The organism is Caballeronia sp. SL1002, assembly GCF_057814995.1.
This window is the reverse complement of the sequence record NZ_JBYMUW010000003.1, coordinates 574,441-587,302: the sequence shown is the minus strand read 5'-3', so window position 1 is coordinate 587,302 and position 12,862 is coordinate 574,441. Positions and strand designations below refer to the sequence as shown.

Sequence of the window (12,862 nt, the reverse complement as noted above, 5' to 3'; positions counted from 1 at the left end):
TCCCGTGCGTCAAGCGATCGGCGCTTCGAGCAGACAGCCGAACTCGCGGGCGAAGTCGACCGAGACGCGCGCGTGGACGGCGCCCTGCTTGTCGAAGAAGCGCTGTGTGCCCTGAAGCGCGAACACGCCTTCGTGCCAGATATTCGGATGAATGTAGAGACCCTGCTGTCCGTCGAAGCGAAAGCACACGAACTTCTCCGGCGCGATGTCATCGCCGGGTAATGCCAGCGGGACGTAGAACGGCCGGCCGTCGAGCGGGAAGAAAAGCTGTCCGCCGTCCGGATGATAGTTCGCGTGCCAGAGCAACATGCGCTCCGGTGTGTCGGCGCTGTCGTCGCGGGATGATTCCGGCTCCTTTGCATAGGCAAGGATGTATTTGCCGCCCACGGCCTCGTTGCTGCCGTAGAGAATGTCCCCGCGCCATTCGCTCACGAATGTGCCTTCGGTCGTGCCGGCTTCATCGCCGGTTCCCGGGTCGATGGGCCTGGTTCCCACGGCCGGCCACCGCACTATCTCGATCGGGCATTCGCCCGGATCCGCGACGAGCCTGCCATAGCCATCGAGCGTCGCCGGGGTTGCGTCGACCACCGGCATCGCGACACGTCGGAGACCGGAGGGAAGATCGGGATTGAGGTAGTCGATTTGTTGGTTCATCCGGGGAGTTTATACGAGCCGAAAATGGCCGGCGCAACGAGCGCGCGGTCGTTTTTTTATGGCTCGGACACAGCTTCCGAACCGGCGTCGAAACGAAACGGCGACGTTGAAAAACACCGCGCCGGATGCGCAATTCAAAAGCGAAAAGTCACCGCTTCGACATCGCCGCCGCCGGTGCGCGACCGCTTTACATATTGAAGTGGCGAGATGCGAATGACTGACTACAATGTCTGGATAAAGGCAAAGCTGCAAAGGCAGTTCGTTCGGATATAGCCGGTCGGAAACAGAGCGTTCAATAGTGTGACGTTTCAATTCCTTCATGGGAGGCATGCGCATGTCGTGCCTGAACGAAAGGGTTGTCGGCGCAATATGTCTTCTGCTGCTGGGCGAAGTTGCGTTCGCGGACGGTCTTGTCATCGACTCGCCTGGAGAGATGATCGTGACGAATATCGGTCCTCTGCCCATGGAGGTTGTTCCATCCGTTCCCGAGGCCGAACGCTATTTGCAGCGTTATGAAATGGAATACCGGGCGAGCCAGGCCGCGCCGTTTTACCGGCAAATCGAAAACTTCTACAGCGTGCAGGTGACCGGCGATCTCCAGTTCGGCACCGCTAAAAGCGCGCCGGCGCTCCAGTTTTCTCCGCAGCCGACATCGGGCTATCTCCGGCTGGGTTCATCGACGACACCGGTGATATCGCTCGTCGATTTGCCGAATACGACGCTCGTGATCGGAGCACAGCCGCAGCGAAAACTCTCCGTGACCGTCGACCAGTGGGTCTTCTCCGCGACCGCGCGCCTCGCGATCCTGCATTCGCACAGCACGGGCGCGACGGTTACCGTCCGGCGCGGCTTTTAGCGACGCCCGGCCGGCCTTCCTGCTGTCGGCGTCGGCGTCGGCGTGCGAACTTGCGACCGCGCCGCGCCTTTCCGGCCATCGCCGCGCGGCGAGCGTCCCAGTTCTGCTCTCGCAGACCGGTGTTAGCGCCTGGTGGCGCTAATAGTCCGAAAGCACCGCGCCTTTCACCCCGCGAGCGAATCGCCGGGCACGCGCACCCATCCTTCCATCAGCACGCGGGCGCTCCGGCTCATGATCGCCTTGACGACCGTCCACTCGCCATCGACAAATTCCGCCTGCGCGCCGACACGCAGCGTGCCCGACGGATGACCGAAGCGCACGGCGTCGCGTTTCTCGCCGCCCGCAGCGAGATTCACGAGCGTGCCGGGAATCGCGGCTGCCGTGCCGATCGCGACCGCCGCCGTGCCCATCATCGCGTGATGGAGCTTGCCCATCGACATGGCGCGCACCAGCAAATCGACGTCGCCCGCGCCGACTTCCTTGCCGCTAGACGACGCATAGCGCGCAGGTTTCGCGACGAACGCAATCTTCGGCGTGTGCTGCCGGCTCGCGATTGCGTCGATATTCTTGATGAGGCCCATGCGGACCGCGCCATGCGCGCGGATCGTCTCGAACATCGCGAGCGCCTTGGGATCGCCGTTGATGGCGTCCTGCAATTCCGTGCCCGCATAGCCGATGGCGTCGGCATTGAGGAAGATGGTCGGAATGCCCGAGTTGATCAGCGTGGCTTGCAAGGTGCCGATGCCCGGAATGTCGAGCTCGTCGATCAGATTGCCCGTCGGGAACATCGCGCCGCCCGAGCCGTCGTCCTCGGCGGCCGGGTCGAGGAATTCGAGCTGGACTTCGGCGGCGGGGAAGGTGACGCCGTCGAGTTCGAAGTCGCCCGTTTCCTGCACTGCGCCTTTCGTCACCGGCACATGCGCGACGATCGTCTTGCCGATATTCGCCTGCCAGATGCGGACGGTCGCGATGCCGTTATCCGGCACACGCTCGGGATCGATCAGGCCGCTCGTGATCGCAAAGGGACCCACGGCGGCGGAAAGGTTGCCGCAGTTGCCGCTCCAGTCGATGAACGCGCGATCGATCGCGACTTGCCCGAAGAGATAATCGACATCGTGATCCGGCTTGCTGCTCTTCGCGATAATCACCGTCTTGCTCGTGCTCGATGTCGCGGAACCCATTCCGTCGATCTGCTTGCCGTAGGGATCGGGACTGCCGATGACCCGCAACAGCAGCGCATCGCGCGCCGCACCCGGCACGCGCGCCGCCTCGGGCAAATCCTGCAGCCGGAAAAAAACGCCTTTGCTGGTGCCGCCGCGCATGTAGGTGGCGGGGATCCTGATCTGCGGAGCGTGTGTCATAGCGAAATAATGTTCGTATTGGGTGAGGCGAGCGCGCGATGCGCCCGCCTTTGAGCGAAGCTCAGGCCGCTGCCTGCGACGATTCGAGGAAGTCCTGCGCGAATCGCTGCAAAACGCCGCCCGCTTCGTAGATGGATACTTCTTCCGCGGTATCGAGCCGGCACGTAACCGGCACGTCGACGCGCTCACCGTTCTTGCGGTGAATCACGAGCGTGAGGTCGGCGCGCGGCTTGCGCTCGCCGGTTACGTCGAAGGTTTCCGTGCCGTCGATAGCGAGCGTCGTGCGGTTCACGCCCGGCTTGAACTCCAGCGGCAGCACGCCCATGCCGACCAGGTTGGTCCGGTGAATCCGCTCGAATCCTTCGGCCACGATCGCTTCCGTGCCCGCAAGACGCACGCCCTTGGCGGCCCAGTCGCGCGACGAGCCTTGTCCATAGTCCGCGCCCGCGATCACGATCAGCGGCTGCTTGCGCTCCATGTAGGTTTCGATGGCTTCCCACATCCGCATGACCTTGCCTTCGGGTTCGATACGCGCAAGCGATCCGGCCTTCACCTTGCCGTTTTCCAGCACCATTTCGTTGATGAGCGTCGGATTCGCGAACGTCGCGCGCTGGGCGGTCAGGTGATCGCCGCGATGCGTCGCATACGAGTTGAAGTCCTCTTCCGGCAAGCCCATTTTCGTCAGGTACTCGCCAGCGGCGCTGTTCGCGAGAATCGCGTTCGACGGCGACAGATGGTCGGTGGTGATGTTGTCGCCGAGCACGGCCAGCGCACGCATGCCGGTCAAGCTGCGCTCGCCCGCGAGCGCACCTTCCCAATACGGCGGACGGCGGATGTACGTGCTTTGCTCACGCCATTCATAGAGCGGCTCGGCCTTCGGTCCCGTATCGACGGACACCGCGAACATCGGCTCGTACACCTTCCGGAACTGCTCGGGCTTGACGCTCGATGCGACCATCGCGTCGATTTCTTCATCGGACGGCCAGATGTCCCGCAATCTCACCGGATTGTTCTCGGAGTCGATGCCCAGAACATCCTTCTCGATATCGAAGCGGATCGTGCCGGCAATCGCGTAGGCGACCACGAGCGGCGGCGACGCGAGGAACGCCTGCTTCGCATACGGATGGATGCGGCCATCGAAGTTGCGGTTGCCCGACAACACGGCGGTGGCATACAGATCGCGCTCGACGATTTCCTGCTGCGTCGCCGGATCGAGCGCGCCCGACATGCCGTTGCACGACGTACACGCATACGCGACGACACCGAAGCCCAGTTCTTCGAGTTCCGGCATCAAACCCGCTTCTTCGAGATACAGCGTGACGGCTTTTGAACCCGGCGCAAGCGAGCTTTTCACCCACGGCTTGCGCGCAAGGCCGAGCCGGTTCGCGTTGCGCGCGAGCAGCCCGGCGGCAATCATGTTGCGCGGGTTGTTCGTGTTCGTGCAGCTCGTGATCGCGGCGATGATCACCGCGCCGTCCGGCATCAGGCCCGGCTCGTTCTCCACCTTGCCGCTGATGCCGCGCGCGGCGAGATCGGCTACCGGCAGGCGGCGATGCGGATTGGAAGGCCCAGCGAGCGTGCGAACCACGGTCGAGAGATCGAACGTCAGCACGCGCTCGTATTCGGCATTCGCGAGGCTGTCGGCCCAGAGACCCGTTTCCTTCGCGTAGGTTTCGACGAGGCTCACGAGCGCGTCGTCGCGACCGGTGAGCTTGAGATACTTGATGGTCTGGTCGTCGATGTAGAACATCGCGGCGGTCGCGCCGAACTCCGGCGCCATATTGGCGATCGTCGCGCGGTCGCCGAGCGTGAGGTTTGCGGTGCCTTCGCCGTAAAACTCCAGATACGCGCCGACCACTTTTTCCTTGCGCAGGAACTCGGTCAGCGACAACACGACGTCGGTCGCGGTAATGCCCGGCCCCGGCTTGCCGCTGAGTTTCACACCGACGATATCCGGCAGCCGCATATACGACGCGCGCCCGAGCATCACGCTTTCCGCTTCCAGCCCACCCACGCCGATGGCGAGCACGCCGAGCGCATCGACCATCGGCGTGTGCGAGTCGGTGCCGACAAGCGTGTCCGGAAACGCGATGCCGTCTTTCACCTGCACGACCGGGCTCATGCGCTCCAGATTGATCTGGTGCAGGATGCCGTTGCCCGGCGGAATCACGTCGACGTTCTTGAACGCCTTCTTCGTCCAGTCGATGAAGTGAAAGCGGTCCTCGTTGCGACGGTCTTCAATGGCGCGATTCTTCGCGAACGCGTCGGGATCGAAACCGCCGCATTCGACCGCGAGCGAATGATCGACCACGAGCTGCGTCGGCACGACCGGGTTGACCAGCGCCGGATCGCCGCCTTGGCTAGCGATCGCGTCGCGCAGTCCGGCGAGATCGACGAGCGCGGTCTGTCCGAGAATGTCATGGCAGACGACGCGCGCCGGAAACCACGGAAAATCGAGATCGCGCTTGCGTTCGATGATCTGTCTGAGCGACGCCGCGAGCGCTTGCGGCGCGGCACGCCGCACGAGGTTCTCCGCCAGCACGCGCGATGTGTACGGCAGCGTGTCGTACGCGCCGGGCGTGAGCGCATCGACCACGGCGCGCGTGTCGAAGAAGTCCAGGTGCGTGCCTGGCAGAGCTTTGCGGTTTGCTGTGTTCATACCGTCTGAAGAATGTGTGTAGTGGGGAACGCCAAGGGGCTTCTCGGAAAGATAAGCCCCTTTCCCTGTCAGCGCTTGGCGAGCGGCACGAAGGGCAGGTTTTCAGGGCCGGTGTAGTTCGCGCTCGGGCGGATGATCTTGTTGTCGATACGCTGTTCGATGATGTGCGCCGCCCAGCCGGCCGTGCGCGAATTGACGAAGAGCGGCGTGAACATCGAGGTGGGCACGCCCATCATGTGATAGGAAACGGCGCTGAACCAGTCGAGGTTCGGGAACATCTTCTTCGCGTCCCACATGACCGTTTCCAGCCGCTCGGCGATATCGAACATCTTCATGTTCGATGCCTCTTTCGAGAGCTTCTTCGCGACATCCTTGATAACGACGTTGCGCGGATCCGAAATTGTATACACCGGATGGCCGAAGCCGATCACCACTTCCTTGTTCTCGACACGGCGCTTGATATCGGCCTCCGCTTCGTCCGGCGTCGGATAGCGCGACTGGATATCGAACGCGGCTTCGTTCGCGCCGCCGTGTTTCGGCCCGCGCAGCGCACCGATCGCGCCGGTGATCGCCGAATAGAAGTCCGAACCCGTCCCGGCGATCACGCGGCTCGTGAAGGTCGAAGCGTTGAACTCGTGTTCCGCGTACAGGTTGAGCGACACATGCATCGCATCGACCCACGACTTCGAAGGCGCGACGCCGTGCAGCAAATGCAGGAAATGTCCGCCGATCGAATCGTCGTCGGTTTCGACCTCGATACGCTTGCCGCTATGCGAATAGTGATACCAGTAAAGCAGCGCCGAGCCGAGCGAAGCCATCAGGCGGTCGGCGATATCGCGCGCGCCCGCCACGCTGTGATCGTCTTTCTCGGGAAGCACCGTGCCGAGCACGGACACGCTGGTGCGCATCACGTCCATCGGATGCGCGGACGCCGGCACGGTTTCGAGCGCGAGCTTGAGATTGGCGGGCAGGCCGCGCAGCGACTTCAGCTTCGTCTTGTACGCAGTGAGTTCGGCCTGCGTCGGCAATTTTTCGTGGACCAGCAAGTGAGCGATTTCCTCGAACTCGCAGGCGCGAGCGAGATCGAGAATGTCGTATCCGCGATAGTGCAGGTCGTTGCCCGTGCGGCCGACCGTACACAGCGCGGTATTGCCCGCCGTCACGCCCGAGAGCGCGACCGATTTCTTCGGTTTGAACGCGCCGGTTTTCGGCGTGCTGTTATCTGCTTCGCTCATTTTGTCTCTTCCTTTTTCGAGTGTTGCTTCGAGGTTGCTTCGAGTTTATTTGGCTGCGGCGAACAATGCGTCGAGCTTGTCTTCGTAGGCGTGATAGCCGAGGTATTGATACAGATCGGCGCGGCTCTGCATGGTCGATACCGCCGCTTTTTGCGTTCCGTCGCGCATCGTCGTCTGATAGAAGTTCAGCGCGGCGGCGTTCATCGCGCGATAGGCGCCGCAGCAGTACAACGCGATATCGACGTCGGCGTCGCGCAACTCGCTCGTGGTGAAGAACGGCGTCGAGCCGAATTCCGTCAGATTCGCGAGGATCGGCACCTTGACCGCGGCCTTGAAGCGGCGATAGTCGTCGAGCGATTGCATTGCCTCGGGAAAGATCATGTCCGCGCCCGCCTCGACGTAAGCCACCGCGCGCTCGATCGCCGCATCGACGCCTTCCGAGCCGGCCGCATCGGTTCGCGCCATGATGACGAACCCGCTGTCCGTTCGCGCATCGACGGCGGCTTTCACGCGATCGACCATTTCCGCGGTCGTCACGACCTCTTTACCCGGCCGATGACCGCAACGCTTCTGGCCGACCTGATCTTCGAGATGCACGGCGGCGACGCCTGCCTTGATGAACGACTTGACCGTACGCGCGATGTTGAATGCGCCGCCCCAGCCGGTATCGATATCGACGAGCAGCGGCAGGCTGCTTGCATCGGTAATGCGGCGCGCGTCGGTCAGCACGTCGTCCATCGTGCTGATGCCAAGATCGGGCACGCCCAGCGAATTGGCCGCGACGCCGCCGCCCGAGAGATAAAGCGCCTTGAAACCGACGGCTTCGGCCATCTTCGCGGCATACGCCGTGATCGCGCCGACGACTTGCAGCGGCTGAGACTCGGCGACGGCGACGCGAAATTTTTGGCCCGGGCTGGCAAGTTGCGATTCGGGGAAGTTCATTCTTGCTCCTGTAGTGATGGCCTCTCTAAATGCAAGATAATGGCCAGGCGCTTTGGTTTATCTAAGTCTCTGTTTTATATGGAATAATTTTTTCGCGGGAAAAGTTAAGCGTTTCAAGAATGAAATCGGCAATTTCATTAACGAGACTACTCGCGCATAATGAACGGCTGAAATAATCCTGCCGATCCGTACACATGACCTCCGCAACGTCTTCCGAAGGCCGCCCGCTGCCGAGACTCTGGGCCGTCAGCATCAGCCGTCTGCGCCATCTCTTCCTCGACATCACCGGCGAATACGAACGTCGCTCCGAATTGCGCGTGCTTACCGGCGGTTTCGAAGATGCCGTTCACGAAATTGCGGCAGCGGGCGCGGATGGCCCGGACGTGATCGTCGCGGGCGGATCGAACGGTGCGTATCTGAAGACGCGCGTCGATGTGCCGGTGGTGCTCATCAGCCCAACGGGTTTCGACGTGATGCATGCGTTGGCGCGAGCACGGCGCGCCGCTCGCTCGGTCGCGCTCGTCACACACGGCGAAACGCCGGAGGAAGTCAGGCGATTCATCGCGGCCTACGGCATCGATGTCGAATTCGCCTCGTATCAGTCGGCGGAGGACGCGGAATCGTGTGTGCTCGATTTGCGCGATCGTGGCGTCGGCGCCGTGGTCGGCCCGGGACTCGTCACGGATCTGGCCGCGCGCGCGGGTCTCGAAGCCGTGTTTCTCTACTCGCGCGCATCGGTCAAGGCGGCGTTCGATACCGCGCTGGAAGTCGCGCAGGCGATGCGCGGCGAAGCGATGCGCCGTCATCGGCTCGACAATTTGCTGCAGCACATGCGCGACGGCGTCGTCGCGCTCGACGCTCAGGGCAGAGTCGAGTCGATCAATCGCCGGCTCGCCGCGGTACTCGGCATCGATCCCGACGAGGCCGTCGCCCGCACGTTGACCGAACTGGCGCCCGATCTGGCGGCGTCGTTGCCCGAAGTCGATGGCGATTCGCTCGCCTCCGTGCGCGGCGTGAGCTACGTCGTGCATCGCGGCCCGCTGGCGACGAACGGGATGGCCGCCGGCACGGTCCTGACGTTCCAGGAATCGCGCGCGGTGGAGCGGCTCGACCGGACGTTGCGTTCGACGCCGCGCACGAAGCAATTCACGGCGCGCTACAAGATCGACGATCTGATCGGCGAGAGTGCGTCGATGCAGCGCGTTCGCTCGCTGGTGCAGCGCTATGCGAAATCGAACGCGACATTGCTCATTCGTGGAGAAAGCGGCACGGGCAAGGAGATGGTCGCGCAGAGCCTGCATCAGTTGAGCGCGCGCCGCGAATTCGCGTTCGTCGCGATCAATTGCGGCGCGTTTCCGGAATCGCTGCTGGAGAGCGAGCTTTTCGGCTATGAAGAGGGCGCGTTTACCGGCGCACGCAAAGGCGGGAAGACGGGGCTGATCGAAGCGGCGCATCGAGGCACGCTCTTCCTCGATGAAATCGGCGAAATGCCGCTCACGCTTCAGAGCCGTCTTCTACGCGTCTTGCAGGAACGCGAAGTCGTGCGCCTCGGATCCACCGAGCCGACGCGCGTGGATATTCGCGTCATCGCCGCGACGCACCGGGCGCTGACGGCCGGCATCGCGGCGGGCACTTTCCGGGCAGACCTTTACTATCGGCTCAACATTCTCAACATCGCGCTTCCGGCGCTGCGCGAGCGTCCGGCCGACGTGCTTCTGCTTGCCGTGGAGTTTCTGCTGCACGCGGCAAAGCGCGATCCGCAACTCAAGTCGCGGCTGAAGAACCGCGAGACCGCACTGAGCTTGCTCGCGAACGTCGGCGACCCGCTGTCGGGCTACAACTGGCCGGGAAACGTACGTGAATTGCAGAACGTGATCGAGCGGATCGCGGTCGAGCTGGCCGACAAAACCAGTCTCGATGCAAACGCGCTAACGCGAGACGATCTCTACGCGATCGCGCCGGAAGTGCTGAACGTCGATACGTCCGAACGCGATGGACGTCTCACGCTGCGCGAGCGCAGCCGTCATGTCGAAGCCGACGAGATTCGCGCGGCGCTCGCTTCGTTCAATGGCGATCGCGAAGCGGTTTGCGCGGCCCTCGGTATCAGCAAGACGACGTTGTGGCGGAAACTGAACGGCGCGACGAACGCGAAGTGATCCCGAAGCGCATGACATCCCGCGACATAGTTTTCGCGTGGTTTTTAACGAGGCGGGCAACTACATTAGCTTCACCCGGCGCGATGGCGGCATTTACCGCAGACAACGCGTCCCATCCCACCCGTTATCTGCCCATCATGCTGACCATTGGAAAAATCGCGGTATATGTCACGTTGTTCGTCATCGGCGTTTCGCTGATCGAGGCGATCGTTCTCTCCCGCAAACAGCGCGACAGCGCCATGCCTTTCGATTGGTATGAAGTGTGGATCTCGCTCGCCGACATTGCCGGCCGCAAATTGCTCGCATTCCTGCCGCTTTCGCTCGCGACGCCGATTTTCGCGCTCGCCTGGGATCACCGGATATTCACCGTCACGCTCAACAGCGCGCTGATGGTGTTTCTGCTCTTTATCGGCCAGGAGTTTTGCTACTACTGGTATCACCGCGCGTCGCACCGCATTCGTTTTTTCTGGGCGACGCATGCCGTGCATCACTCGCCGAATCAATTGACGCTTTCGTCCGCTTATCGGCTCGGCTTGACCGGCAAGCTGACCGGCTCGGCGATGTTCTTCGCGCCGCTCGTCTGGCTCGGCGTGCGTCCGGAAATCGTGCTGGCGACGCTGAGTTTCAATCTGCTTTATCAGTTCTGGTTGCATAACACCTGGACGCCGAAACTCGGCTGGCTCGAATACGTTTTCAATACGCCTTCCTCGCATCGTGTGCACCACGCGTCGAATGTCGATTATCTCGATGCGAACTTCGGCGGCGTGCTCGTGATATTCGACCGCCTGTTCGGCACATATGTCGAAGAACGCGCCGATGAACCGTGCCGCTACGGCCTCACCACGCCGACGCGTTCGCGTAATCCGCTTGTCGTCGAATTCGAGCACTGGATCAGCCTCGCGCGGGATATCGCGTCGGCGAAAAGCGTGTGGAACGCGATCGGTTACGTGCTCCGGCCGCCGGGTTGGCGCGCTGACGGCGCCGGCGAAACGACCGAAGCACTGCGCGAGCGCAATCTGGCCGAGGGCCGCGCGGTTCCGGCCGCTACGCAAGGTCGGTGACCGCATTGCTGCGGGGCGATTCAATGCAACTAACGGTCAGAATTTTCCCCATACGGCAAAAAAGACCCCGCGCAAGTTTCCGACACACCGCAACTGGTTCTCCAGCGATGTGGCTTCAGACGGATGGGCGCCGGTGCAACAGTGAATAATCGCCGCCGATCTAGCCGTATCGCTGCTCGGTGGCGCGCGCCGCGCAAACCTTAGTATTTTTAACCCCGCAGGAATAATGAATTTATTGCGTTTCGGGAGCGCAAATGCAAACAATGAAGAGTCCGTAATCGAATCGCGGTCGCCGGTTAGTATTAGCGAGCCGCGACGTTCCGGCGAGTATCCAGTTTCTGATTGCGGTCGGATAAAAATCCGGATCAAGGTGCGCGTTTTTAAATAGGGGGCGATGAAATGACTTTAACGTCAGAGTCAACTAGCGGTTCGCCGGGGCATGCGCCAAAGTCGCTCCGAGTGCTGGCCGAGTATCTCGAACTCTCGCTCGACGAAGGGAAGGCCCTCGTGATGATGCGTCGCGGCGCAGATCTTTTTTCCATCCACTTGGGCGATCCCGCAGGCGAGGAAGAACTGCCCGGGCGCGGAACCATCGCGGCGGCTATCGGAAACGAGATCCTTGAACTCACGCAGTCGGGCATCAACAAGATTAGCGTCGAAGGTCAGATGTACCGGTTTTTTCGAAGTTTCGCGCCGGTCGCCGAGATCGGCGCCGTGGTCTTCACACTGGCCTGAATAGCCTGTCACGCCCGAGCGCCGGCCCGTTTTTTTCGGCTGGCGCTTCGTCTTTCGGTTCATCGCGCATTAAAGATCGACGAACATTCTGCCGTTATTGATTCAGGCTGGCGCCAGCCTGTGCTGGCCCGCTTTCGTCGAAATTATTTGAAAGGATGTGCGCAGATGCAGATCACAAGCTCCACGAGCATTTCCGCATGGCAGACCACCGCCAGTCCATCGGCTACGAGCGCGGCGGCCGCCGCCTCTGCGGATGCTTCCGCGTCAGCGTCCGGGTCTTCTGATTCGCAGTCGGATGCGACGAGCGCGGCGTCGGCGTCGTCCGGGTCGTCGGCATCTTCCGGTACGAGCGCGGCGGGCTCGTCGAAAGCGACCCAGGCAAGCAGCGGCGCAGGCGGCGGCGGCGGTGGCGGTGGCGGCGCAAGCAGCAGTTCGAGCACGTCCGACCTTCAAACGCAGCAGCTCGAACAACTGATCAAGGCGCTGAAAGCTCAGCTTGCAGCGGCGCAAGCACGACTCGCGCAATCGGGCGGCGCGGCATCGTCCAGTGCCTCCGCCGCGACTAGCAGTTCAGCGGAGTCGAGCGACGGCACGAGTTCCACCGGCTCGGCGCAATTGTCAGCCGATCAGGCCAAGGCCATCAAGCAAGCGGCGACCACGTCCGGTCTCCAGAACGATATCTCAAGCATCAACTCGGCGATCGAAACCGCGACGGCCGAACTTGCCCAACTGATGCTTGCAGCGGGCAAGACCACGGGCATGATCAGCACGCAAGCGTAAGTTGCCAACGAGGTGAGCGACAAGGGACGTTGCTGTTATTGCGAGAGCATCGTGCAATGGACGCGGTCCCGATCCATCGATTCGGGATTCGTCGCTTTGCGCGAGTTAAGAGTTCAATCTATCGGTCCTAGCAATTCGACGACGGGTCCTACCGTTCAAGCATTGCTCACACAAGCGACCGTCTAAGCGCACCCGCGATCCCCTTCGCACGACAACGCCGCTAGTTCTCAACGTCGATCTCGCAAACGTTTCGTGCGACCTGACTCAAGCGTTCGCAAAGTGGCTAACGTTTGCATCGTTCGCTATTCTTGCCACCCACACTAGTTCTCTTACGCAACGGGAAAACGCATGCGCTGAAGCGCTGAATGCCGCTAACGCCGCCGGCAAAAGATCAGGGCAAAGAAGCCGCTTTAGCGGCTGAGG

Annotated in this window: 10 protein-coding genes; 4 read left to right on the top strand and 6 right to left on the bottom strand. The window is 62.0% G+C overall.

Annotation, left to right across the window (positions count from 1 at the left end):
- Positions 1-9: 9 nt before the first annotated feature.
- Positions 10-654, bottom strand: a complete 645-nt coding sequence (locus AC3D25_RS20070; protein ID WP_488890196.1) for an ureidoglycolate lyase — start codon at positions 652-654, stop codon at positions 10-12.
- Between the two features lie 334 nt (positions 655-988).
- Between AC3D25_RS20070 and AC3D25_RS20065 the strand changes: the two genes are divergently transcribed.
- Positions 989-1,510, top strand: a complete 522-nt coding sequence (locus tag AC3D25_RS20065; RefSeq protein ID WP_488890195.1) for a hypothetical protein — start codon at positions 989-991, stop codon at positions 1,508-1,510.
- A gap of 164 nt (positions 1,511-1,674) precedes the next feature.
- Here AC3D25_RS20065 and prpF read toward each other — a convergent pair whose 3' ends face one another.
- From prpF to prpB, 4 genes are all read right to left on the bottom strand, one after another.
- Positions 1,675-2,871, bottom strand: coding sequence for a 2-methylaconitate cis-trans isomerase PrpF (gene prpF, locus AC3D25_RS20060; RefSeq protein WP_488890194.1), 1,197 nt, complete (start codon positions 2,869-2,871; stop codon positions 1,675-1,677).
- A 61-nt stretch (positions 2,872-2,932) separates the two neighbouring features.
- Positions 2,933-5,530 (bottom strand): Fe/S-dependent 2-methylisocitrate dehydratase AcnD, encoded by a 2,598-nt coding sequence (acnD, locus tag AC3D25_RS20055; RefSeq protein WP_488890193.1) that lies wholly within the window; start codon positions 5,528-5,530, stop codon positions 2,933-2,935.
- 68 nt (positions 5,531-5,598) lie between these two features.
- Complete coding sequence (gene prpC, locus AC3D25_RS20050; RefSeq protein WP_488890192.1) at positions 5,599-6,765, bottom strand: bifunctional 2-methylcitrate synthase/citrate synthase; 1,167 nt, start codon at positions 6,763-6,765, stop codon at positions 5,599-5,601.
- A 45-nt stretch (positions 6,766-6,810) separates the two neighbouring features.
- The gene (gene prpB, locus AC3D25_RS20045; RefSeq protein WP_488890191.1) at positions 6,811-7,707 is read right to left on the bottom strand and encodes a methylisocitrate lyase; all 897 of its coding nucleotides are present in this window, start codon (positions 7,705-7,707) and stop codon (positions 6,811-6,813) included.
- 194 nt (positions 7,708-7,901) lie between these two features.
- Between prpB and prpR the strand changes: the two genes are divergently transcribed.
- Both prpR and AC3D25_RS20035 read left to right on the top strand, forming a co-directional pair.
- Positions 7,902-9,863 carry a propionate catabolism operon regulatory protein PrpR gene (prpR, locus tag AC3D25_RS20040; protein WP_488890190.1) on the top strand — a complete coding sequence of 654 codons (1,962 nt, stop codon included), beginning with the start codon at positions 7,902-7,904 and terminating at the stop codon, positions 9,861-9,863.
- Positions 9,864-10,000: 137 nt separating this feature from the next.
- On the top strand, positions 10,001-10,924 hold the full coding sequence (locus tag AC3D25_RS20035; protein WP_488890483.1) for a sterol desaturase family protein: 924 nt from the start codon (positions 10,001-10,003) through the stop codon (positions 10,922-10,924).
- A gap of 417 nt (positions 10,925-11,341) precedes the next feature.
- Here the strand turns inward: AC3D25_RS20035 and AC3D25_RS20030 are convergent, their stop codons facing one another.
- The gene (locus AC3D25_RS20030) at positions 11,342-11,722 is read right to left on the bottom strand and encodes a hypothetical protein (RefSeq protein ID WP_488890189.1); all 381 of its coding nucleotides are present in this window, start codon (positions 11,720-11,722) and stop codon (positions 11,342-11,344) included.
- Between the two features lie 102 nt (positions 11,723-11,824).
- Here AC3D25_RS20030 and AC3D25_RS20025 point away from each other — a divergent pair, with 102 nt between their 5' ends.
- Positions 11,825-12,439: a hypothetical protein gene (locus tag AC3D25_RS20025; RefSeq protein WP_488890188.1), complete on the top strand. Its 615-nt coding sequence runs from the start codon at positions 11,825-11,827 to the stop codon at positions 12,437-12,439.
- Positions 12,440-12,862 lie beyond the last annotated feature (423 nt).

Coding starts and splice junctions, on each gene's coding strand:
- AC3D25_RS20070 (WP_488890196.1), bottom strand. CDS start 654: ATGAACCAACAAATCGACTACCTCAATCCCGATCTTCCCTCCGGTCTC.
- AC3D25_RS20065 (WP_488890195.1), top strand. CDS start 989: ATGTCGTGCCTGAACGAAAGGGTTGTCGGCGCAATATGTCTTCTGCTG.
- prpF (WP_488890194.1), bottom strand. CDS start 2,871: ATGACACACGCTCCGCAGATCAGGATCCCCGCCACCTACATGCGCGGC.
- acnD (WP_488890193.1), bottom strand. CDS start 5,530: ATGAACACAGCAAACCGCAAAGCTCTGCCAGGCACGCACCTGGACTTC.
- prpC (WP_488890192.1), bottom strand. CDS start 6,765: ATGAGCGAAGCAGATAACAGCACGCCGAAAACCGGCGCGTTCAAACCG.
- prpB (WP_488890191.1), bottom strand. CDS start 7,707: ATGAACTTCCCCGAATCGCAACTTGCCAGCCCGGGCCAAAAATTTCGC.
- prpR (WP_488890190.1), top strand. CDS start 7,902: ATGACCTCCGCAACGTCTTCCGAAGGCCGCCCGCTGCCGAGACTCTGG.
- AC3D25_RS20035 (WP_488890483.1), top strand. CDS start 10,001: ATGCTGACCATTGGAAAAATCGCGGTATATGTCACGTTGTTCGTCATC.
- AC3D25_RS20030 (WP_488890189.1), bottom strand. CDS start 11,722: ATGAACCGAAAGACGAAGCGCCAGCCGAAAAAAACGGGCCGGCGCTCG.
- AC3D25_RS20025 (WP_488890188.1), top strand. CDS start 11,825: ATGCAGATCACAAGCTCCACGAGCATTTCCGCATGGCAGACCACCGCC.